The sequence below is a fragment of the Streptomyces sp. NPDC048185 genome, assembly GCF_043202495.1.
Taxonomy (GTDB): domain Bacteria; phylum Actinomycetota; class Actinomycetes; order Streptomycetales; family Streptomycetaceae; genus Streptomyces.
This window is the reverse complement of record NZ_JBIDAN010000012.1, coordinates 235,803-258,936: the sequence shown is the minus strand read 5'-3', so window position 1 is coordinate 258,936 and position 23,134 is coordinate 235,803. Positions and strand designations below refer to the sequence as shown.

The 23,134-nt window shown below is 74.4% G+C and carries 17 protein-coding genes; 16 read left to right on the top strand and 1 reads right to left on the bottom strand.

Annotated features, from left to right (window positions below; all coding sequences use genetic code 11):
* Positions 1 to 9: 9 nt before the first annotated feature.
* On the bottom strand, positions 10 to 978 hold the full coding sequence (locus ACGF3H_RS30010; RefSeq protein WP_362500616.1) for a ScbA/BarX family gamma-butyrolactone biosynthesis protein: 969 nt from the start codon (positions 976 to 978) through the stop codon (positions 10 to 12).
* Positions 979 to 3,348: 2,370 nt separating this feature from the next.
* Here ACGF3H_RS30010 and ACGF3H_RS30005 point away from each other — a divergent pair.
* From ACGF3H_RS30005 to ACGF3H_RS29930, 16 genes are all read left to right on the top strand, one after another.
* Positions 3,349 to 4,560, top strand: coding sequence for a cytochrome P450 (locus tag ACGF3H_RS30005; RefSeq protein WP_362500618.1), 1,212 nt, complete (start codon positions 3,349 to 3,351; stop codon positions 4,558 to 4,560).
* A gap of 32 nt (positions 4,561 to 4,592) precedes the next feature.
* Positions 4,593 to 5,633 carry a hypothetical protein gene (locus ACGF3H_RS30000; protein WP_362500620.1) on the top strand — a complete coding sequence of 347 codons (1,041 nt, stop codon included), beginning with the start codon at positions 4,593 to 4,595 and terminating at the stop codon, positions 5,631 to 5,633.
* Positions 5,630 to 6,403 carry a glucose 1-dehydrogenase gene (locus tag ACGF3H_RS29995; RefSeq protein WP_362500622.1) on the top strand — a complete coding sequence of 258 codons (774 nt, stop codon included), beginning with the start codon at positions 5,630 to 5,632 and terminating at the stop codon, positions 6,401 to 6,403. The genes ACGF3H_RS30000 and ACGF3H_RS29995 overlap by 4 nt, the downstream gene beginning before the upstream one ends.
* A 271-nt stretch (positions 6,404 to 6,674) precedes the next feature.
* A complete protein-coding gene (locus ACGF3H_RS29990; protein WP_362500439.1) occupies positions 6,675 to 7,340 on the top strand; it encodes a ScbR family autoregulator-binding transcription factor in 666 nt (221 codons plus the stop codon).
* Between the two features lie 742 nt (positions 7,341 to 8,082).
* Entirely contained in the window at positions 8,083 to 8,748 is a 666-nt protein-coding gene (locus ACGF3H_RS29985) for a ScbR family autoregulator-binding transcription factor (RefSeq protein ID WP_362500438.1), read from the top strand.
* Between the two features lie 711 nt (positions 8,749 to 9,459).
* On the top strand, positions 9,460 to 10,284 hold the full coding sequence (locus tag ACGF3H_RS29980) for an AfsR/SARP family transcriptional regulator (protein ID WP_362500437.1): 825 nt from the start codon (positions 9,460 to 9,462) through the stop codon (positions 10,282 to 10,284).
* Between the two features lie 101 nt (positions 10,285 to 10,385).
* Positions 10,386 to 11,393, top strand: coding sequence for an SRPBCC family protein (locus ACGF3H_RS29975; protein WP_362500436.1), 1,008 nt, complete (start codon positions 10,386 to 10,388; stop codon positions 11,391 to 11,393).
* Complete coding sequence (locus tag ACGF3H_RS29970; RefSeq protein WP_362500435.1) at positions 11,390 to 12,805, top strand: hypothetical protein; 1,416 nt, start codon at positions 11,390 to 11,392, stop codon at positions 12,803 to 12,805. Before ACGF3H_RS29975 ends, ACGF3H_RS29970 begins: the two co-directional genes overlap by 4 nt.
* Before the next feature lie 365 nt (positions 12,806 to 13,170).
* Entirely contained in the window at positions 13,171 to 14,010 is an 840-nt protein-coding gene (locus tag ACGF3H_RS29965; protein WP_362500434.1) for a 4'-phosphopantetheinyl transferase superfamily protein, read from the top strand.
* A 114-nt stretch (positions 14,011 to 14,124) separates the two neighbouring features.
* Positions 14,125 to 16,269: a condensation domain-containing protein gene (locus ACGF3H_RS29960; protein WP_362500433.1), complete on the top strand. Its 2,145-nt coding sequence runs from the start codon at positions 14,125 to 14,127 to the stop codon at positions 16,267 to 16,269.
* 85 nt (positions 16,270 to 16,354) lie between these two features.
* Positions 16,355 to 16,552, top strand: coding sequence for an acyl-CoA carboxylase epsilon subunit (locus tag ACGF3H_RS29955; RefSeq protein WP_362500432.1), 198 nt, complete (start codon positions 16,355 to 16,357; stop codon positions 16,550 to 16,552).
* Between the two features lie 33 nt (positions 16,553 to 16,585).
* Positions 16,586 to 18,178 (top strand): acyl-CoA carboxylase subunit beta, encoded by a 1,593-nt coding sequence (locus ACGF3H_RS29950; protein WP_362500431.1) that lies wholly within the window; start codon positions 16,586 to 16,588, stop codon positions 18,176 to 18,178.
* A 285-nt stretch (positions 18,179 to 18,463) separates the two neighbouring features.
* Complete coding sequence (locus tag ACGF3H_RS29945; RefSeq protein ID WP_362500430.1) at positions 18,464 to 19,315, top strand: AfsR/SARP family transcriptional regulator; 852 nt, start codon at positions 18,464 to 18,466, stop codon at positions 19,313 to 19,315.
* Positions 19,316 to 19,729: 414 nt separating this feature from the next.
* On the top strand, positions 19,730 to 20,551 hold the full coding sequence (locus ACGF3H_RS29940) for an AfsR/SARP family transcriptional regulator (protein WP_362500429.1): 822 nt from the start codon (positions 19,730 to 19,732) through the stop codon (positions 20,549 to 20,551).
* 65 nt (positions 20,552 to 20,616) lie between these two features.
* The gene (locus ACGF3H_RS29935; RefSeq protein ID WP_362500428.1) at positions 20,617 to 21,336 is read left to right on the top strand and encodes a response regulator transcription factor; all 720 of its coding nucleotides are present in this window, start codon (positions 20,617 to 20,619) and stop codon (positions 21,334 to 21,336) included.
* 502 nt (positions 21,337 to 21,838) lie between these two features.
* The gene (locus tag ACGF3H_RS29930; RefSeq protein WP_362500427.1) at positions 21,839 to 23,104 is read left to right on the top strand and encodes a helix-turn-helix transcriptional regulator; all 1,266 of its coding nucleotides are present in this window, start codon (positions 21,839 to 21,841) and stop codon (positions 23,102 to 23,104) included.
* Positions 23,105 to 23,134: the final 30 nt, after the last annotated feature.

Below are 23,134 nucleotides of genomic sequence, written 5' to 3'. Positions count from 1 at the left end.
GGTGGTGGGTTAGGTGGTGGGTGTGGTGGGGGCGGTGGTGGTGGTGGTGAAGATGGTTTTGTGGTTTTGGTGGCCGGTGATGTGGAGGGTGGTGTGGTGGGGGTGGGTGGTGGTGGTGAGGTGGATGTGGGTGGGGTGGTGGTGTTCGGCGTAGTGGTGGAAGTGGGTGGTGGTGTGGGTGGGGGTGAGGTGGGGGTGGGTGGTGGTGGTGGCTTGGTGGGCTGCTTCGAGGAGGACCATGCCGGGGAGGTGGTCGTCGGTGTGGTCGAAGAGGATGGGGTGGGTGTGGTCGGGGGTGAGGAGCCAGGTGTGGGGGGTGGTGGTGGGGGTGAGGACGACGTCGGTGGGGTGGGTGCGGCCGACGGTGGTGGGGGGGAGGGGGTTGCGGGGGGTGGGGGTGTGGGGGGTGGTGGGGGGTGTGTGGGCGCGGAGGCGTTGGTAGACGGCGGGGGGGATGGTGGAGAAGGTGCCGGCGCCGTGGGCGATGGGGTGGTTGTCGCGGTGGAGGGTGAGGTGGATGCGCAGGTGGGTGGCGGTGTTGCGGCGCCAGGTGATGTCGGTGCAGTGGGCGTGGAGGGTGAAGTCGGTGGGGCGGGAGGTGATGCGTAGGTGGCGGGGGTGGGTGGTGTGGGTGAGGTCCCACATGATCAAGCGGTGGCCGAGGGGGACGCCGAGTTCTGCGTGGGCGAGGAACATGCCGGCCTGGCGGAAGGTTTCTGCGACTTGGAGGGGGTCGTGGTGTGTGCCGGCGGGGTTGGTGAACAGGGCGTGGGTGCGGGGCCATTGGCCGGTGAGGGTGAAGCGTTCGGGGCTGTGGGCGGTGCAGCCGGTGAGGAAGACTTCGGCGAGGCTGGCGCGGTGGACGTATTCCTTGGGGACGGTGGTGGTCAGCCGTGGCAGGGCTGTCACTTCCGGCGGGGCCGGGGTGGCCGGGAGGGCGGGCGGTGCGGTGTCGTGTGCGGCGGTGTGCAGGCTCATTTCTAACCCCCGTCTTGGAACCGTGTTCGACGACGACGCTCCGTAAGATACGGACCTACCGGTTTTGTTGGATGGGCCTTAGAGGTAAAGGATTGGGCAAGTGTCGGATCGCATCGAACGAAACATTCCGGTTTGGGTGGTGCGGTCGGGCGGGGTTTCTCCATGATCGGTGCCGTCTCTGCACAGGAAGGGCCGGATCGTCACCGTCGGGCTGCCGGCGGGTGAGTACGGGATGAACTCGAAACAAACCTAGCTCGCGGTTTTTTCGTTTATGCTCCGTGGACCGGCCCGGCCGTGTGCCTGGCCGGCGGAGCACGTGCGGTCCGCAGGTCTGCTGGTCCGTGGGGTCGGCTGGTCCGCCGGGGTCGGCTGGCCCGCTGGGGTCGGCTGGTCCGGTCGGCTGGTTCTGGCGGGTGGGGGTCTGGCGGTCGTGTGGGGTGGGGTGGGTTTTTTGGGTCTGGTGGTCGGGCTGGTGGGGTGGTTGTCTGGTCCGGCGTTGTTGTGCTGGTGTGCGGGGCCGGCTGGGTGTGCTGTTGGTCGGGGGTGGTGCTGTTGCGGTGTGGCTGGTTCTGGGGGTCTGGCGGGCGGGCTCTGGTGGCTGGTGCGGCTGCTGGGCCGGCTGGTCCGGCTGGTGGGCCGGGTCTGGTGGGGGAGGGTGGTGGGCGGTCTGCTGCCTCTGTGGGTTCGCGGTGCGGCTGTTCGGCTGGGCCCGCACGGTCTGGGAGGACGGCTGGGTGAGCGGGGCGGGCTGGGTCCGTAAGGGCCCGTGGGCCGGGTCTGCTCCGTCCGGCTTGGCTTGGCAAGGTGAGACCCGTGAGGTCCGTAAGCCGGTTCCGGCTGCCGGGCCCATGGGCCCGGCGAGGCTCGTGGGTGTGCAAGAGCGCAACGCTGGTGGAGCGTGCAGGACCTGTGGGGCGTGCGGGCCCGCTGGACGCGCTGGATCCGTGGGCATGTTCGGCCGGCCGGGCTCGCAGGCCTGCCGGGACAGGCCGTGCGTGCAGATCCAGCGGGTTCAGCGGGCCGTACGGGCCGTGCGGCCTGTGCCCGTCCGGCGGGCCGTACGGGCCGTGCCGGTCCGGCGGGTCCTGTACCCGAGATGTGCAGGACCGCCGGCCCGGCACGGCCCTTCAGGACCGCAAGGCCCGTGCACGTGTTGGCCGGCTGGGCCCGCACGGCCCGTGCGACCTCGCCCGCGCGACCCGCAAAACCAGCTGGACCCGCAAGACCCGCAGGACCGGTAGGGCTCAGGCCGGCAAGGCCCGTGCACGTGTGGGTCGGTTGGGCCCGCACGGCCCGTGCGACCTCGGCCGCGCCACCCGCAAACCAGCTGGACCCGCAGGACCAGTAAGACCCGCAAGACCCGCAAGACCGGTAGGGCTCAAACCCGCAGGACCGCAGGACCGCAGGACCGCAGGACTCGCAGGACCGGTAGGGCTCAGGCCGGCAAGGCCCGTGCACGTGTGGGTCGGTTGGGCCCGCACGGCCCGTGCGGCCTCGGCCGCGCGACCCGCAAGACCCGCTGGACCCGCAAGACCCGCTGGACCCGTAAGTCCTGCAGGTCCTGCAGGACTGGTAGGGCTCAGGCCTGCAGGGCCGGTGAGGCCTGTGGGCTGATGGGTTCGCACGGTAAGTGTTACCTGCACGGTGCACGACCTGCAGGCCCCGCGCGACCTGCAGGCCCCGCACGGCCCGTCCGGCCTGAGGGCTCGTCGGCTCCGCTGTATCTGCAAGATGTGCAAGGCGCAAGACCTGTAAGACCGGTGAGGCTCAGACCCGCAGGACCGTAAGGCTTGTGGGACCGATGGGTTTGCACGGTTCGTGCTACCTGCACGGTGCACGACGTGCCGGCCCGCAAGCTCCGCACTGCCCGCGCTGTCCGCACGGCCCGTCCGGCCTGAGGGCTCGTCGGCTCCGCTGTATCTGCAAGGTGTGCAAGGCGCAAGACCTGTAAGACCGGTGAGGCTCTGCTCCGCAGGACCGTAAGGCCTGTGGGGCCGATGGGTTTGCACGGCCCGTCCGGCCTCAGGGCCCGCCGGCTCCGCTGTATCTGCAAGACGCAGGACTCGTAGGCCCGTAGGCCCGCTGGGCCCGTAAGTCCGTCCGTTGGATCCGTGAGTCCGTGAGTCTGCTGGACCGGTAAGTCTGCTGGATCCGGCGTCTGTAAGTCCGTTGGGTCCGTCAGTCCCCGTAAGTCCGCTGGGCACGTAAGTCCGCTGGGTCTGTAAGTCCGTTGGGTCTGTGGGCCTGTTGGGTTTGTGGGTCCGTTGGTCCGTTGCCCTGCAGGGGTTTGTGGGGTGGTGGGTTGTTGTTCCGTGTGTGTTGGTTCGAGTGGTTGGGAGGCAGTTCGTGGGTGGGATGGGGTGTCCTGTGGTGTTGGATCCGTTCGGGCGGGATCTGTATGGGGAGGCGGCGCGGTTACGTGCGGCGGGGCCGGTGGTGCGGGTGGTGTTGCCGGGGGGTGTGGTGGCGTGGTCGGTGAACCGGTTCGATCTGATCCGGCGGGTGCTGGCGGATCCGCGGGTGTCGAAGGATGCCTACCGGCACTGGCCGGCGTGGCGGGAGGGGGTGGTGGACGAGTCGTGGCCGTTGGCGATGTGGGTGTCGGTGCGCAGCATGCTCACGGCGCATGGTGTGGAGCACACGCGGTTGCGGCGGCTGGTGGCGGGGGTGTTCACGGCGCGGCGGGTGGCGCAGCTGGCTCCGCGGGTCGGTGAGATCACCGCTTCGCTGCTGGACGGGCTGGAGCGGGCCGGGGCGGGTGAGGTGGTGGATGTGCGGCGGGCGTTCGCGTATGAGCTGCCGATCCGGGTGATCGCGGAGATGCTGGGTCTGGACGGCGGGGAGAGTGAGGCGTTCCACCGGGTGGTGGATGTGCTGTTCACGACGTCGACGGATGCCGAGGCGGCGCGGGTGAACCGGGCGGAGCTGTATGGGCTGCTGGATGCGCTGGTGGCGCGTAAGCGTGCGGTGCCGGCGGCGGATCTGACCAGTGCGCTGATCGCGATGCGGGACGAGGACGGGCAGGGGCTGTCGGAGCAGGAGCTGGTGGACACCCTGCATCTGATTCTGGGGGCGGGGCACGAGACGACGGTCAATCTCCTCGACCATGCGGTGTGTGCGCTGCTGGCGCGTCCCGGTCAGCTGCGTCTGCTGCGGCAGGGGGCGGTGCCGTGGGAGGCGGCGGTGGACGAGACGCTGCGGCTGATGGCGCCGGTGGCGACGGTCCTGCTGCGGTTCGCGGTTGAGGACATCGATCTGGACGGCACGGTCATCGCGGCGGGGGAGCCGATCGTGCTGTCGCTGGTGGCGGCGGGCGGTGATGCGGGCACGCACGGCGCGGACGCGGACACGTTCGACGTCACCCGGCCCACGCGCCGGGATCATCTGGCTTTCGGGCACGGTGTCCATCACTGTCTGGGCCGTCCGCTGGCGATGTGTGAGGCGCTGACCGCGCTGCCGGCGTTCTTCGACCGTTTCCCCCGGGCCCGGCTGGCTGTGGAGCCGGACCGGCTGGGCCGGCTGGAGTCGTTCATCTCCAGCGGCCACACCGCGCTTCCGGTGCTGCTGAGACCTGTGTCCTGAGGTATCCCGCGTCCAGAAAAGAGACCCTTCTCATGTCTGCTGTTTCGCTGCACGGCCTTCGGCTGGCCGCCGTGGACATCGACGGCGTCCTGCTCAACGACACCTTCAGTCCGGTCATCCACCGACTCGCCGTGCGCCACCAGGTCGCCTACACGGCCGACTTCGAGCGTGCGGTCTTCTCCCGGCCCCGGCACGAGGCCGCCCGCGTCTTCCTCGACGCTGCCCGGTGCGGGCAGGACCCGAAGGAGGTGATCGACGCCTACTTCCGTGAACGCGAACGCTATGTCAGGACGCATCCGGTGCGGGTGATGCACGGGGCGCTCGCCCTGCTGCGGCGGCTGCGCGCCGCCGGGCTGGACATCGTGTGCTACGGCGGCCTGGATTACGCTCACTTCGAGCGCCATCTGGGCAGGTGGGCACCGTACTTCACCGGCCCCCGCTACATCTGCACCGACGCCTTCCGCCCCGGGATCGAGGAGATCACCCGGGACGTCTTCCATCTCGGCTTCGACCAGGTCCTCTTCATCGACGACGTGGCCGGCGTCGCCGAACGGGCCCGGGACCTCGGTGTCGCCTTCATCGGCCGCCCCTCCCGCTTCGCCCACGGCTTCCAGCGGCGCCTGATGCGCGAGGCCGGCGTCAGGTACCTGGCGGACCGACTCACCGACATCGACGACACGATGCTGCGCGCCGTCGCCCGCGAGTCCGCCGCCGGCACCCTGTGGCCCCCCACCACCCCCGCCCCGTCCACCACCCTCACCCCGCCCACCCTGGCTCCCGCCGCCGGCCCCCCGGCCGCCGCCAACCCCCTGCCCGCCGCCGCTCCCCACGCCGGCACCGCCGCCGGCGTTCCTGCCGCCGGTAGTGCTGCTCCCGCCGCCCCTGCCGCTGCCGCTCCCCACGCCGGTACCGCCGCTGCCGCTTCTGCCGCCGGCCGTGGGCCGGCTGTCTGCGCCGGTGCGGCCCGGCCGCCCGCGCCCGCCGCGCCGCCCGTGCCGCCCGCGCCGCCCGCGCCGCCCGCGCTGCCCGTGCCGGTTGTGTCGGTTGTGTCGGTGAGAGAGGTGCTGTCGTGACCGGTGTCCGGGGGGGTCCGCTGGCGGGGAGGGTCGCGCTCATCACCGGGGCCGGCAGCGGTATCGGGGCGGCCGCGGCCCGGGTGTTCGCCGAGCAGGGGGCCGCGGTCGTCCTGGTCGCCCGCCGGGAGAGCCGGCTGCGTGCCCTGGCCGCGCAGCTGGTGAAGGACGGTCACCGGGCGGTGTTCCGGGCCGCCGACGTACGTGATGCCGAGCAGGTCCGCCATGCCGTGGAACACGCCGTCGACCGCTACGGCCGTCTGGACGCCGCCTTCAACAACGCCGGCGCCGCGGTGGAGAAGAAGCCCCTGCACCTGACGGAGGACGCGGCCTACGAGACGGTCATGGACACCAACGTGCGCGGCGTGTGGAACTGCCTGCGCCAGGAGATCCCCGCCATGCTGGCGGCCGGCTCGGGAGCGATCGTCAACACCAGCAGCGTCGGGGGGCTGGTGGCCTCCTCGGTGGCCGCCCCGTACATCGCCTCCAAACACGCCGTGATCGGCCTGACCAAGGCCGCCGCCGTGGAATACGCGGCGCACGGCATACGCGTCAACGCGATCGCCCCGGGACTGACCCGCTCCGAGATGATCGACGCGTGGTTCGCCGCCGACCCGGCCGCACGCACCCGCTCCTGCGCCTCGGCCCCCCAGGCCCGGGCCGCCGACCCCAGGGAGGTGGCCGAGGCGGCGGCCTGGCTGTGCAGCGACCGGGCGAGTTTCGTCACCGGAACCACCCTGGCCGTCGACGGCGGCCGCACCGCCTGGTGAAACCCGCCGAACACCCGCCCGCACCCGGACCGTCCGCCCCCCCCGGGCGCACCGCCGGCCCGCCTGGCGCCGCCCGCCCACGGATGCACGCCGCCGCCGCACCCGCACACCCCCCGGGGGGTGTGCGGGGCGGCGCCGGGTGCGCCGGTGGATCCGGTGCGCCGGGTCCGGGCGGGCCGGGCGGTGATTACCCGCCCGGCCCCGGGGCAGACACTGTCGGGAAGGTAAGGTACGTAACGTTCGGTATTTAATCCTCCTCGAGGAGCGCCCCATGGCACGCCAGGAACGTGCAGTACGGACCCGTCGTGCTGTTATCAGGGCCGCGGCGGAGGTCTTCGCCGAGCGGGGCTACGCCGCGGCGACCATCGCGGAGATCCTCGAGCGGGCCGGTGTGACGAAGGGGGCGCTGTACTTCCACTTCGACTCCAAGCAGGCCCTGGCCCGCGGGGTGATCGACTCCCAGCTCACCACCGACTACTGGGTGCCGCGTGAGCTGAAGCTCCAGGAGTGGGTGGACGCGGGCATGACGCTGGCCCACCAGATCCCCCGGGACGCCGTGCTCCTGGCCGGCATACGCCTGTCCGCGGACCTGGAGAGCCGGCGGCTGTTCGGCAGCGCCTGGCCGGCCTGGATCGACCTGTCCCGGGGATACCTGGAGGCGGCCAAGGACCGCGGCGAGGTACTGCCCCACGTGAACCCCGCGCAGACCGCGGAAGTCTTCCTGGGGGCCTGGCTCGGCACACAGATCTTCTCCGAAGCCGTCTCCGACATGACCGACCTCGGTGAGCGGGTGATGACCCTGTTCAACCACATCCTCCCCGCCATCGCCACACCCGCGGCCCTGATCAGGCTGGACACGGCCGCCGACCGGGGCCTGCGGGTCATTGAGGAAGTCGAACGGGCCCGCCAGGCAGAGCTCGTGCCCACCGAAGCCTGACCCCGCCCCCCGGGGCACACACCCCGGGGGCGCACACCCCGCGCAGCCTCCCGCCCCCGACGCAACCCCAGCCCCCTGCTCACATCGCAGCCCCCGGGCCCCCGACGCGGTCTCCCGGCTCCCGGCGCAGCCCTCTGCCGGCAGCGCTCAAAGGTCCTCGCCGCAGTTCCCGCCGTGTGTCCCGGGCCCCGCTCTCTGCGGTGCAGCTCTCCGCCACGTCCTGTCCGGCCGCGCCGTCCCGGCCGGGTGCGGTCCCTGGTATCCCGCCGGACAGGACGGCCGAACAAAACCAGCCGGATAGTTTCTTCCTCCGCTTCTTCCCGTGCCGTCCCGCACCGCTCCGCGGTGCGTCGGTGCCGCCGGACGGTCCGGTCCGTGCCGGCGCGGTGCTGCGGGCGCCGGCCGGCCCGCCGCCCCGCCGGAACATACTGAAAGAGCTGTTTCGCCGGTCTCCCGCGCGCCGTCCGGACCGTGCCCGGGTCCCGCCTCCCCGCCGGCCCCTGCTGTCTCCGGCCGGGGGCGGAGCGGCCCCGTCCGGGGGCGGGCCGCGTCTGCCTGCCGGTGTGTCCCGGTGTCCGGCCCGGGCCCCGGCCGGGGCTCTTCCTCCGCGCGGTCGTGTCGACAACCTGGTAAACAGACCGATCATGCGGTTTGCTATTGTCCCGGGAACGGGAACGCCGCGGGCCGCGCGGCCGGGGGGAGTGATCCATTCCTGTTCCGCTGTGCCATGAGGAGGGACGTGATGGTCAAGCAGGAGCGGTCGGCGCGCACGCGCCGGGCCCTGGTCCTGGCGGCGGCCGAGGTGTTCGCCGCCGACGGGTACGCGCTGGCCTCGCTGACCGCGATCAGCCGTCGGGCCGGGGTGAGTTCCGGGGCGCTGCACTTCCACTTCGCCAGCAAGGACGACCTGGCCCGGGCCGTGGAGGAGGATGCCGCGCGTGCGGTGCGGGAGCTGGCCGAGCGCTGCGCCGCCGCTGCCGGGTCCCCGCTGCAGTCGCTGGTCGACGCCTCGGCGGCCCTGCTGGACGCGGTGGTCCGGGATCCGGTGGTGCGGGCCGGTTTCCGCCTCAGTGCCGACCCCTCGCGCAAGAACGGGGCCGAGCTGCTGGGCTGGTGGCACGGGCGGGTGCGCCAGTTCGTGCTCAAGGCGCAGCGGGCGGGGCAGCTGGCCCGGGACGTCTCGCCGGACGCCGCCACCACGGTGATCGCGGCCGCGACCGCCGGCTTCGAGGCGCTCGGCGCCGCGGACGGCACCTGGCTGTCGGGCGAGCGTCTGGACCAGTTCTGGAGCCTGCTCCTGCCGCCCCTCGCCGCACCCCCCGGACCCGCTCCCACCCCCACACTGCCCGGACCCGCTCCCGCCCCCACACTCCCCGGACCCGCTCCCACCCCCTCACCCCCCGGATAACGCACCCGCCCCGGCACCGGGGCCCACCCCCACCCCCGCACCCCCGGGCGGCACCCCCCTCCCGCCCCCGGCAGGCGCCGCGTCCCCCCACTTCCGCATCCCCGGCAGGCGCCGCACCCCTCGTCCCCCGGGCGGCCACCGCGCCCCCGGCCCCCAGGCGGCCCCCCGTGTCCCCGGCGGGCGCGCGGTGTCCCTCCGTCCCGGTATCCCCGGGCGGCCACCGCGCCCCCGGCCCCCGGGCGGCACCGCGCCCCCCCCGTGCCCCCGGCAGGCGCGGCGTCTCTCGCCTCCCCGGCAGGGGCGCTGCGCCCGCCGGGGAGGCCCGGCGGGGCGCTGCGCCCGCACTCTTCCCCGGCCAGGGGCGCTGTGCCCGCCCGTATCCCCGGGCGGCACGGTGTCCTCCGCGTCCCCGGGGCGTGCCGCGTCTGGTCCGTCGGGGGCGGGTCTGCAGCGAACATCCAGTAAACAGCGCACCCGGTTGGTTAACCGGGTGTGGCCGGTGAGGGGCCACCGGGCCCCACCCGGCACCGGTGTCCCTTATCTCCTCGTCCGTGCGCATTGCTCGGTGAGGGGGTGCAGTCCCGCTCGTGTCCCGGTCGACTCCGGGTGGGCCGCTTTCTCGCACATTGACAAACCGCATGTGCTGTTTTTTAATGGGGTGATGCTAGGGAACCGCTCCAGAAGGCGGCCAGGGCGAGTGGGGGAGACGGCGTGGACATCGACGTACTGGGCACACTCGCCGTGCGGGAGAAGGGCGTCTCGATCACGCCGACGGCTCCCAAACCCCGTCAGGTGCTGGCCCTGCTCGCTCTGAACGCCGGCCAGGTCGTGCCGGTGGGTGTGCTGGCCGAGGAGCTGTGGGGGAGTGCGCCGCCCCGCAGTGCGCGTCCGACGCTGCAGACCTACATCCTGCAGCTGCGGGAGCTGATCACCGCCGCGCTGCAGCACGGCGGCGGGCCGGCCGAGCCGCGTTCGGCCAAGGACGTGCTGCTGACCGTGCCCGGCGGTTATCTCCTCAAGGCCGGGGACGGTGTCAGCGACGTGCGGGAGTTCGAGCGGCTCGCGGGGGCCGGCTACCGGGCCATGGACGCCGACGACCCGCCCCGGGCCGCCCGCCTGCTGCGTGAGGCGCTCGCCCTGTGGTCCGGCCCCGCCCTCACCGACGTCCACACCGGATGCCACCTCGCCACGCAGGCCAAACGCCTGGAGGAGAGCCGGCTGTGCGCGCTGGACCAGCGCATCGAGGCCGACCTGCGCCTGGGCCGGCACCGTGAACTGCTCGCCGAGCTGACCGTGCTGGTCAGCCGCTACCCCACCCACGAGAGCCTGTACGGCCAGTACATGCTGGCCCTGTACCGCTCCGGCCGCCGCGGCGAGGCACTCGACGCCTACCAGCGGCTGCGCGCCACCCTGGTGCGCACCCTGGGCCTGGAGCCGTCGGCCGCGCTGAGCAAGCTCCAGCGTTCCATCCTGATGTCCGGGCCCGATCCGGTGCCCGCCCGCCCCGCCCCCGTGCCGCCCGCTGCCGTGGGCTGAGAGGCGACAGAACGCCGCGCGGCGCTCCTCCGGCGCGGATCGAGCGCCCCTCCAGCCGGTGCGTGCACGGTGGCAACAAACCTGCCAGGAGGGGATGACGCATGGTGTGGCAGCAAGCGCACCCCGTCCAGCACACGGTGCCCGTGGCCGCACCCGCCCACGTCGTCTACGGCCTGCTGGCCGACGCCCCCAGCTGGCCGCTGCTGCTGGCCGGGCACCTGCACGTCGAACGGATGGACCTCGCCCCCGCACCCGGCGACGCCACCCACGAACACCTGCGGTTGTGGGACCTGCGCGACGGCCACGTGCGCTCCACCCTCGCCCGGCGCCTGCTGCGGCCCGCCGCGCTGAGCATCGACTTCGAACAGCACGAGACGCTCCTGCCCGGCGCCCCCCTGCACGGCACCTGGACCGTCCGCCCCCAGGGCCGCGAACAATGCCTGCTGACCCTGCAGCACCGGCCGCCCCCCGCCGGCACCGGCACCCTCCCGCCGGACACCCGGGCCGAGACGGAACGGGTACGCGCCGGCGCCGAATCCTGGCAGCAGCTCGACGAACTGCTGCTGTCCTTCGAGGACAGCCTCCACATCCGCGGCCCCGCCGAAGTCGTCTACGACTTCCTCTACCGCATCGAGGACTGGCCCCGCCTCCTGCCGCACGTCGAACGGGCCGAGGTACGCGAGGACCAGCCCGGCATCCAGTTCGCCGCCCTCGACACCTGCGCCACCGAAACCGGCCGCACCCTCACCACCCACCTGGTCCGGCTGTGCTTCCCGCACGCCGCACGGATCATTCACCGGCACACCACGACCCCCGGCGCGATCGCCGCCCACAGCGGGGAGTGGTCCCTGCAGCCCGAGGACGGCGGCGTACGGGCCGTCTCCGCCCACCGCGTCCTGCTGCACCCCCAGCCCGCCACCGCCGCAACCACCACCCCCGCCACCGCCGCCGCCACCGCCGCCACCACCGCCGGCGCCACCGCCGGTGCCTCCGCCGTCCGGCTCGCCGACACCCGCCGGCACGTCCGCGCGGCGCTGGGCCGGGCGAGCACCGAAACACTGACGCTGGCCAGATGGCACGCCGAGAGCGCCGTACGACGACTGCGATGACCACACCACCGAACACCGCGACCGCGACGACCGCGACGAGGAACACCAGGAGGCCGGCGATGGCCCTGTCCCTGCCCGGCACCCGCCCCGGCCCACGCGCCGCCACCCGGCAGCCGGCCCCCGGCCCGCCCCGGCTCGCCCGCGCCTACGCCGACCTGCCCCCCACCGTCCACGTGGCCCTGGACGCGCTGCACCTGGACGCCCTGCTGGGCGACCCCGCCGACCCGGCCAACCCCTACGGATGGCCCGCCCTGCACCACCGGGCGCACCGCACCCCGCCCGCCCCGCCGGCCGGCGCCCTCGACGCCGTCCGGCCCGCCCGGGCGCACGGCGCCGACCAGCACGCCCGGCTGCTGCGCCCCCTCTTCCGCCGCGACCTGGCCCTCGGACACGCCTGGGGCCCCGAGCCCGCGGGCCCCGCAGCGGGGCCGGCCGCCGGCCTGCAGGAAACGGCCGGGCTGTGCGCCGCGGCCGGCAGCGTCCTGCGCCTGGCCGCCCGCGCCGTCGACGCCCTGCCCCCGCACGGCCCCGCGGCCGCCCAGTGGCAGCCCGTCCTCGCCGCCGCCTTCACCGACCTGCTGGCCTGCGAAACGCTGACCGCGCTGGCCCTGCGGGCAGCCGCCCCGCACCCCGCCGGCGCCGGTGACGCCCCGGCCGGGCCGGGCCTGGCCGACGCCGCCGGATACCTCGTGCCGCTGCTGGCCGGCGAGGTCCTCGAAGACCTCCGGCTCGTCCTCGGCGAATGCGCACCCCCGGCCGGCAGCACCGCAACAAGGCTCCTGGACAAGATCGGCGCGGACCGGGCGGCGGCAGGCACCACGGCGGCCGCCGCCTGCCAGACACGGCTGGCCGGATCACTGGCCCACCTCACCGACCCCGCCCGGCACACCCCGCAGCCGGGCACCCTCTTCCACCTGCACGACCCCGCCCCCCTCACCCTGCCCGCACCCGCCGACCGCCACGGCGCCGTCGCCGCCGCCCTGCCCGCCGCCGCCCACCCCCACCCCCACCACGACAACGGTGGTGCGGATCCGGTCACCGCCGCCCTCACCCGCACCGCCCGGCGCCTGGCGACCGAACAGCGGCTACTGCACCAGGCCTGCACCACCCCCGCCCGGCCCGCCGCGGCCGGCCCGGCCGACCCGGCCGCCCGCGCGCTGGCCGACCGCCACGCCCTGCTGCTGACAGCCGCCGCCGTCCTCGGCGTGCACGAAGCGGCAGCCCAAGCCCGGCTGCGGTTCCTGGGCCGGCCCCACTGGGCACTGCTCGCCCTGACCCGGATCACCGAACGCCTCGGCACACCGCTGCCCGGCCCGCTGCCGGACGTGCACACCGGCCTGTTCGACGAACTGCGCACCCGCACCCGCCGCGGCGTCGACTGCGACGTGTACGCCACCAAGGCCCTGTGGTGACCGCCCCCCGCCCCCGCCCCGGCCCTGGCCCCGGCCGCGATTCCGGCTCCGGTGTTGACCTCGGCCCCGGCCCCGGCCCCGGTCCCGGCTCCGGTGTTGACCTCGGCCCCGGCCCCGGCCCCGGTCCCGGCTCCGGTTCCGCCCCTGGCCCCGGCTCCAACCTCGGCTCCGGCTCCGGTTCCAACCCCGGCCCCGGTTTCGGCTCCAACCCCGCCCCCGGCCTCGACCCCGGTCCTGGGTTCGGCTCCAACCCCGGCCCCGGCCCCGGCCCCGGCCCCGGTTCTGGCTCCGGCCCAGGCCCGGGCCCGGGCCCTGGGTGGGCGGGTGGCGGGTCCGGGGTGGCACGGGGGATGCCGCCCTGCCACGTGCCCGGTCCGCAGGGGCCGTGGGAGCCGGTGCAGGACCGGGTCGAGCAGACCGGCCGGGCGGTGGTCCACACGACGTGGGGCCAGTGGCTGACCCCCGCCCTGCTCGACCCCGCGCTGCGCACCCTCCTCGGCCGTGACTGGCCGCGCTACCGGCAGCACCCCGAGGCGGCCGGCCGGCTGGCGTTCGCCGTCTCCCGCCTGGTCCTCAAGCACACCGCGGCCGCGGCGCTCCAGGTGCCCGCCGACCGCCTCGACCTCGCCTACCGGCTGGGCGGCCGGCCGCTGCTGCGCGGACTGGACACCGACGTCCACGTCAGCCTGGCCCACACCGGCGAGCTGATCACCGTCGCCGTCAGCCGCGACGGCCCCGTCGGCGTGGACGCCGAACCCGTGGACCGGCCGGTGCCCTGGCCCGCCCTGCGCGAGCAGATGTGCACACCCCAGGAGGCCGAACGGCTCGCCGCCCTGCCCGAGAGCGAACGCGCCGGCCGGCTCCTGCGGCTGTGGACGCTGAAGGAGGCCTACACCAAGGCCCTCGGACAGGGCCTGCGCCGGCGGTTCACCGCCTTCGGCTTCACCTTCGACGCCGAGGACGGTGCCGCGCTCGACGGCGACGAGCACGGCGCATGGTCCTTCGCCACGCACGTGGTGCAGGACCGGTTCCTGGTCAGCGAGGCACACCGCCACCAGCCGAAGCCGAAGCCGAAGCCGGAGCCGGAGCCGAAGCAGGAGGGGCAGAGGCGCCGGCAGGCGCATGCGCAAGGGCAGGGGCATGCGCAGGGCCAGCCGCAGGGGCCGCAGGGGCAGGGGCCGTGGTCCGTGTCCGGCGGCAGATGAGCGGGCCGCTCACGCCCGGCGAGGAGACGAAGCGGTGCACACACGAGGTGAACAGCAGGGCAGGGGGCCGGTCCGCCCGGCGGGGGCAGGGCGGGCCGGCGCGCGGGGCAGCGGATGAGCAGCGACCACGCGCCCGCGGGCGCCGTCCACGCCGTCGTCCACGAGCCGCTCCCGGCATCCGCCGGGGCGCCGCTCGTCTTCGAGCTGTGCGGGCCGCGCACCGCCGCCGAGGCCGCCGCGGTCGCCGCCCGGATCACCGAACGCGACCCGGCCCTCCGCGTCGAGCTGGACGACGGCCCCCACGGCCGGCACCTCCTGCGCATCACCCCACCGCACCCGCCGCACCCGCCGCACCCGCCGCACCCGGCGGACCCGCCGCACCCGGCGTACCCGCCGCACCCGGCGTACCCGGCGGACCCGGGGGACCCGGCGGACCCGGCGGACCCGGGGGGCCGGCTCGCTGCGGACCTGCTGGCCGATCTGCTGGCCGCTCCGGGGACGCGGACCGTGCCGGTGACGGGGCATCAGCGTGAGGTGCTGCTCGCGGCCGTGACCGGCCCCGCCGGCGGCGGCCGGTACGTGGAGCAGCTGTTCTGGGACTGGCTGGGGCCGCTGGAGGTCACCCGGTTCACCGATGCCTGGCAGTCGCTCGCCGAGCGGGAGGCGGTGCTGCGCTCGTCGTTCGACTGGACGGGCACCGCCCGGCTCGTCCTGCACGAGCAGGTCACCGTCGACGTCGTGCGGCACCTGCGCGGCACCGTCCGCTTCAGCGAACTGCTGCGCCGCGAACGCGACCGCGGCTTCGACCTGTACCGGCCCCCGCTGCTGCGGGTGGACCTGCTGGAAGGACCGCCGGCCGGGCCGGGCGCCCGCGACGAGACGCCGACCCGGGTGCTGGTCACCTACCACCGGGCCCTGCTCGACGAGCGCGGCGCCCGCCTGCTCGTCACCGAGTTCTACCGCTCCTACCTCTGCGGCGGCACCCTGCCCGGCGGCGAACGCCGCCCCGACGTCCGCGACCACGCCGCCTGGCTGTCCGGCCAGGACACCGCCGCCGCCCGCGCCTACGTCACGGCTGCCGCCCCGCCGCCCCACGCCGCCGTCAGCCCGGGCCGGCCCGCCGCCCGCGCGTCCCGCACCGGCGGCGTGGGCCGCATCCAGCGCCGCCTGCGCCCGCCCCAGACCGCACGGCTGCGGGCCTGGGCCGCGCAGCGCGGAGCGGGCGAGAGCAGCGCCCTGCACGTGGTGTGGTCCCTGCTGCTGTACCGGGCGGCGGGCGCGGCGGGGCCGCTGCCGGTCGCTTTCGGCGTGCACCTGTCCGGCCGGGACCTGGCGATGCGCTACGCCGCCTCGGTCCCCGGACTGCTGGGCAACGCCCTGCCGATGACCGTCACCGTCGACCCCGCCCGGCCGCTGACCGAGCTGCTGCTCGGCGCCCGCGACGCCGCCCTGGAGATGACCGGCTACGCCTGGGTCTCCGGCGACCGGGCCCGGCGCTGGAGCGGCCGCGAGGGCGACCCGGCCCAGACCACCGTCCGTTTCGACAGCCACCCCCGCCTGCCCGAGCACCTGCGGGCCGAACTCGCCGCGCAGGGCATCGGCATGAGCGCGGTGCACAGCGCCGGCGGCGACACCACCGTGCCCGTCACCCTCGGCGCCCACTACGACACCGAGGGCGCCCTGGTGCTCACCGCCCTGTACGACCGGGCCCGCCTGGACGACACCGACGCCTCCGCGACCCTGTCGCAGTGCCTGCACCTGCTGCGCTGCCTGCCCGACCACCACGACGACCACGGCCGTCCCGCCCGCGTCGCCGACGTACTGGAGCTGCTGCCCGCCGCGCAGGTGCCCCGCATCGCCCGCCCGCAGCCGGCCGGCCGGCGGCCGGGACTGACGGTGCTGCGGCCCGGCCGGCCCCACGCGGCCGTCGTCTGCCTCGTCCAGGTCCCCGGCACAACCCCCCGCATCCACCAGGCACTGGCCCGCACCTACGAGGGACCGGAGAGGATCGTCGCCCTCGGTGTCAGCGGCCCCCACGACGTCGCCCCGCCCGCCCTGCGCGACCTGCTGGGCCCGCCGCGGCGGCTGGTGGTGTGCGGCTGCGGCCCGGCGGCCCCGGCCGCCTACGCCCTGGCCCGCCGGATGGCCGCGACGAGCGGCCAGGGCCCGCTCGTGGTCATGACCGGGACCGGCGACAGCACCGCCACCGCCCGCGCCCTGGCCGGCGCCCTCGAGGCGGTGCGGGCCCGCAGCGGATGACGGCCGGGCCGGCGGTCCTCGAGCGGGCCGAGAGCACCTCTTGAGCGGCGTGGCGGACGGTGGCCCGAAAGGCTGGAGGACACCCATGGACGACACCGACGCACACCCGGCCCTGCGCATCGAACGCGGCCGGGCCAGCGACGAGGAACTGGCCGCGCTCACCGCCGTCCTGCTGCTCGCGCTCCAGCAGCGGGCGGCCACCGACACCGGCCACCGGCCGGCCGGACGGGCCCGGTGGAGCCGGCGCCCCAGCGGCCACCGGGGATCGCGCAGCTGGCAGTGACACCCGGCCGGATTCCAGAAAGGAACTGACGACATGTCGACGACCACTGCTGCCGCACCGGCCCCCACCGCCCCGGCAGACGCCCGCGGCCGACTCGCGGAACTGCACGGCATCCGCGCCCAGGCGGCGGCCGGGCCGGGCGAGAAGGCCACGGCGGCGCAGCACGCCAAGGGCAAGCTGACCGCCCGGGAGCGCATCGGGCTGCTGCTGGACGCGGGCTCCTTCCGGGAGGTCGAGCAGCTGCGCCGGCACCGGGCGACCGGGTTCGGGCTGGAGGCGAAGAAGCCGTACACGGACGGTGTGATCACCGGCTGGGGCACGGTGGAGGGCCGCACGGTCTTCGTGTACGCGCACGACTTCCGCATCTTCGGCGGCGCGCTGGGCGAGGCCCACGCCACGAAGATCCACAAGATCATGGACATGGCCATCGCGGCCGGTGCCCCGCTGGTCTCCCTCAACGACGGCGCCGGCGCCCGCATCCAGGAGGGCGTGAGCGCGCTGGCCGGCTACGGCGGCATCTTCCAGCGCAACACCAGGGCCTCGGGGGTCATCCCGCAGATCTCGGTGATGCTCGGCCCGTGCGCGGGCGGCGCCGCCTACAGCCCGGCACTGACGGACTTCGTGTTCATGGTCCGCGACACCTCGCAGATGTTCATCACCGGCCCGGACGTCGTCAAGGCGGTCACCGGCGAGGAGATCACCCAGAACGGCCTGGGCGGCGCCGACGTGCACGCCGAGACCTCCGGGGTCGCCCACTTCGCCTACGACGACGAGGAGACCTGCCTCGCCGAGGTCCGCTACCTCCTCTCCCTGCTCCCGCAGAACAACCGCGAGAACCCCCCGCACACCGCCTGCGCCGACCCCGCCGACCGGCGCGGCGAGGCCCTGCTCGACCTCGTCCCCGCCGACGGCAACCGGCCCTACGACATGGCCAAGGTGATCGAGGAGATCGTCGACGACGGCGAGTACCTCGAGGTCCACGAGCGCTGGGCCCGCAACATCATCTGCGCGCTGGCCCGCCTGGACGGCCAGGTCGTCGGCATCGTCGCCAACCAGCCGCAGGCCCTGGCCGGTGTCCTGGACATCGAGGCGTCGGAGAAGGCCGCCCGCTTCGTGCAGATGTGCGACGCCTTCAACATCCCGATCGTCACCCTCCTGGACGTGCCCGGCTTCCTGCCCGGCGTCGACCAGGAGCACGGCGGCATCATCCGCCACGGCGCCAAACTGCTCTACGCCTACTGCAACGCCACCGTGCCGCGGATCTCGCTGATCCTGCGCAAGGCCTACGGCGGCGCCTACATCGTCATGGACTCGCAGTCCATCGGAGCCGACCTGACCTACGCCTGGCCGACCAACGAGATCGCCGTGATGGGCGCCGAGGGCGCCGCGGGCGTCATCTTCCGCCGCCAGATCGCCGGCGCCGAGGACCCCGAGGCCATGCGGGCGCGCATGGTCAAGGAGTACAAGGCCGAGCTGATGCACCCCTACTACGCGGCCGAACGCGGCCTCGTCGACGACGTCATCGACCCCGCCGAGACCCGCGAGGTCCTCGTCCGCTCCCTGGCGATGCTGCAGACCAAGCACGCCGACCTGCCCTCCCGCAAGCACGGCAACCCACCCCAGTAACACCCCTACCAGACCGTAAGGTCTGTTTACGGGTGATCCTTTCCGGGGTGATCAGGACAACCGGGCGGGGTGAGCGGCCTCACGCTCACCCCGCCCCCGCCTGCGACCGCCCACGTGGCCCGCCTCGAACAGGAGTTTCTCCCCCGAAGGGGAGGGCGGTGCCTCCGCTTTCCGGCCAATCCCGCCCCGCGACGGCGGGGGAGCCCCGGCCCCGCATTGACATACCGTACGTGCTGTTTTTAAATCGTGGAGGGGCCGGCGGCGCACGCGGACAAGGGAGACGGCGTGGACATCGACGTACTGGGCGCACTGGACGTGCGGCACAACGGGGTGTCCGTCGCCCCCACCGCACCCAAACCACGGCAGGTCCTGGCCCTGCTCGCCCTGCACGCGGACCGGGTCGTACCGGTCGGCGCGCTCATCGAGGAACTCTGGCCGCACACCCCGCCGCGCAGCGCGCGCACCACCCTGCAGACCTACGTCCTGCAGCTGCGCGACCTCATCGCCGCCGCCCTCGCCCGCGAGGACCGGCCCGGCGCGGACACCGCACGGCCCGAGGCCCGCAGCCCCAAGGACCTGCTGGCGACCACACCGGGCGGCTACCTGCTGGCCCGCGCCGGCGGCACCAGCGACGTACGCGACTTCGAGCACCTGGCCGGCCAGGGCTACCGGGCCATGGACGCCGGCGACTTCGCCGGCGCCTCCCGCACCCTCGGCGCCGCCCTGGAGCTGTGGACCGGCGACGCCTTCGCCGACGTACCCGCCGGCCCCCAGCTCACCATGGAGGCCAGACGCCTGGCCGAGAGCCGGCTGTGCGCCCTGGACCAGCGCATCGAGGCCGACCTGCGCCTGGGACGCCACCGCGAAGTCCTCGCCGAACTCACCGTCCTGACCAGCCGCCACCCCGCCCACGAGAACCTGCACGCCCAGTTCATCCTCGCCCTGCACCACAGCGGCCGGCGCGGCGAGGCCCTGGCCGCCTACCAGCGGCTGCACACCACCCTCGGACGCGACCTGGGCATGGAACCCTCCCCGCGGCTGCGCCGGCTGCGCCAGTCCGTCCTGACCTCCGCCCCCGAGACCATGGCGCCGGCCGCACCCGCACTCACCGCCGCACGCCCCCTCCCGGTCCGCTGACGGCCCCTTCACCCCGCCCCGCCAGGGATGCCGGGACGCCGGGCCGCCCCCCCTTTTTTGTCCGCCCGCGCCGGCACATCCTCCGCCCCCCCTCTTTTTCCGCAGGCCGCCGGCGCGCGGAATTCCACCACCCTCCCCCCTTTCTCCCCGCCCCCGGTGACCATGCCCGTGAACTGCGGAAACACCCGCCATGAGCAGCGCCACCGGAGCGGAACCCGTTCCTCACTCCAGCGCCGGTACACGTGTTCTCGAGACGAAAAAACGGCCCGCGCAATACCGCACGTGGAATTCCGCTAGAGATCCGGTACAGGAAATCCCTCGAGGGGCCCACCGGCCGCTAGCGTGCACAGCGGCGGAGATTTCTGGCCACCGAAAGGAACTGGACAAGGAACTCGACGAGGTGCGGAGGCCACCATGAAGATTCAAATTCTGGGTCCGTTGAGTGCCGAGGTCAACGGGGGATCGATTGTTCCGACGGCCGGTAAACCGCGGCAGATCCTGTCGCTGCTGGCGCTCTACCCGGGCCGGGTCATGCCCGTCCCCACGCTCATGGAGGAACTCTGGGGCACCGAACCCCCACCGAGCGCCCTGACGACCCTGCAGACCTACATACTCCAGCTGCGCAGACGCCTGGGCACGGCCATGGGCCCCGGCTCCACCGCGGGCGCCAAGGACATCCTGGCCACCCGGCACGGAGGCTATCTGCTCCAGGTCGACGACGACTGCGTCGACGTACACCAGTACGAAAAACTCGCCCGCGAGGGGCAGAGCGCCTTCGAGGCCGGCGACAACAAGACGTCCGCCGCCCGCTTCCGCGCCGCACTGGACCTGTGGAGCGGCGCCCCCCTGGTCGACGTCCGGGTGGGCCCCGTCCTCGACATCGAGGTCATGCGGCTGCAGGAGAGCCGGCTCGCCACCGTCGAACGGCGCCTCGACGCCGACCTGCGCCTGGGCCGGCACGCCGAACTGATCGCCGAACTCACCGAACTGACCGCACGCCACCCCCACCACGAAGGACTGCACTCACAGGTCATGGTGGCGCTCTACCGCTCGGGCCGGCAGGCGACCGCACTCGAGGTCTACCGCAGGCTGCGGATGCGGCTCATCGACGAACTCGGCGTCGAGCCGTCACCGCAACTGCAGCGCATGCACCAGGCCATGCTCTCCGTCGACCCGCAGCTGGACGTGCTGGCCGGCCCGCGGCGCACCTCCACGTTCGACCTGTTCGCCGCCTGACCGGCCATGACGCCACCGCACCGACCCGACCGCGCACCGGCACGCCGGCGGGCGAGGAGGCACCGATGGAGGAACGTCACGCCACCCTGCACGTCCTGCCCGCCCCGGCCCCGGCCCCGGTCCGGCCGCAGCCGCGGCCGGCCGGCGGCCCCGAGCACCCGGTACGGGTCCACGTCGTCGCCACCGACCCGCTGGCCCGCGTCGGCATCACCACCCTGCTGAGCGGACACCCCGGCATCCGCGTCACCGGCGAAAGCACCCCCGGACCGCACCTGGCCACCGCCCTGCACGGCCCGCGCCCCCACGTCCTGGTCGTCCACGGCCCGCTCAGCGCCGACCAGCACCACATGCTCGCCCGGGCGGCCGGCGACGACGTCAAGACGGTCGTGCTCGGCGCCGCACCACCGGCCCGGGCACCGGCCGGCGTCCACGGCGAACTGCCCGGCACCGCGAGCGCCGGACAGCTCGCCGCCGCCGTCATCCTCGCCGCGGCCGGCTACGCCTTCGCCCCCGCCCCGCCCCACGGGCCGCCGCCGCCCCTGTCACCCGTGCGCCCCGACGAACTGACCCAGCGCGAGGCCGAGGTACTCCACCTGCTGGCCAGGGGCCTGTCCAACGGGGAGATCGCCCAGACCCTCAGCCTCTCCCAGCACACCGTCAAGACCCACGTGCAGAACATGCTGCACAAGCTGCGCCTGCGCAACCGCGTCCACGCCGCCATCTACGCCTTCGAAACCGGCGTACGCCGCGCCCCGCACCCCGCCCCCGGCGTGCCCCGGCACTGATGCGCCGGCCCTGCGCCCGCCGCACCCCCTGACACGCCGTCACCCGCCGGCCCGCCCCCGCGAGGGCGGGCCGGCGGGTGCTTCAGGCGGGCCGGCGGCGCTGCATGCGGGCCGCCGGTGCTCGTCTCGGCCAGCCGACGTCGTCGTCCGACGGTGCACACCGCACCGGTCCCGGCCGGCCGGCCCCGCCCCGGCGCACCGCACGGCAAGCAGGAACCGGACGTTGCATGATCGACTCCCGTGGGTGAGAGGCCCGGTGCCAGGCACGGTGCGCCCGGCACTGGAGATCCTGCCCGGATCCGTTCGCACCCCGCCGCACAGCCGCTGGAGAACCGCTCGAGCGCGACGTGAGAGCCGCGTGAGACCCCGACGAGGGCCAGGGCACACCGCCTGGCAAAACATTGCCCGGCGCTTGCCCGGCCCCTACGCTCGTCGCTGCTTCGAGTAGGACCGCCGATCCGCTTCGCGGCCGACCGGCCGCCAGGCACAGGGGAAGGGTCACATGCTGCAGCAGCCCGCGTTCGGCCGCCGCCTGAGGAAACTGCGCCAGGCCCGCGGCCTGTCCCAGTCCGCCCTGGCCGGCGACGGCATGTCCACGGGATACCTCTCCCGCCTGGAGTCCGGGGCCCGCCAGCCCACCGACCGCGCCGTGACCTACCTCGCCGGCCGGCTCGGCCTGCAGCCGGCCGACTTCGAGGAGCGGGCGGACGCCTCCCTCGCCCACGCACTGTCCCTGGTCGCCTCCACCGGGAGCGACGACGCCCTGGACACCCTGCGCGAGGCACTGGCCGCCGAGAGCCACGAGGTGCCCGTGCTGCGCTGGCAGGCCCTGTGGCAACTGGCCCGCCGGCGCAGGATCGAGGGCGACCACACCGGCGAACGCGCCCACCTGGAGGACCTGGTCCGCCTCGGCGACGAGGTCGGGCTGAGCGAACTGCGGGTGCGCGGACTGACCCGCCTCGCCCGCTGCCTGCGCTCACTGGGCGAGATCGGCGCCGCCCTCGACGCCGCGCACGCCGCCCACCACCTGGCCCAGGACGACGGCCTGGGCGTGGCCGACCGCATCGCCGTCCTGCTCGCCCTGGTCTCGGTGGAGGCCGAAGCCGGCCGGATACCCGACGCCCGCACGCACAGCGACCAGCTCCTCGCCCTGGTCGAGGGCCGCTCCGACACCCTGTGGGCGGAAGCGATGTGGACCGCGGCCGCCGTCCGCCTGCGCCAGGGCGAGGTCGACGTCGCCCAGACCTGCTTCGAACAGGCCCTCGAGCGGTTCGGCGGCAGCGAGGACCTGGTGCTGTGGGTGCGGCTGCGGCTCGCCGCGGGCCGCCTGTACCTGCAAAAACCGCTCCCCGACCCGCAGGCCGCCCAGCGGTGCGTGAGCGCCGCGGAACCCGCCCTGGCCTTCGTGGCCACACCCGGCCTGCGCCAGGAGCTGACCGCACTCAAGGCCGACCTCGCCTTCCACACCGCCCGCTACGACGACGCCCGCCTCCTGCTCGGCGAACTCGCCCTGGAAGAACCCCGCATGACCTACCGCGACCGCATCCGCCTGGACGTCCTGCGCCACCGGCTGCGCATCCTGCGCGGCGACGAGGACGGCGTCCAGGGACTGCGGGCGCTGGCCGAACAGGCCCAGGCGGACGCCAACATCGACCTGGCGGCCGACATCTGGCGCGTCCTGGCCGAGGCCCTGGCCGACGCCGCCGCCCGCCCCGCCGCGTCCGCGGCCGCCCGCCCCGCCCCGGCCCGGCCCGACGGCCGCCTCTGACACACCCGCACCCGCCCCGGGACCGGCCCA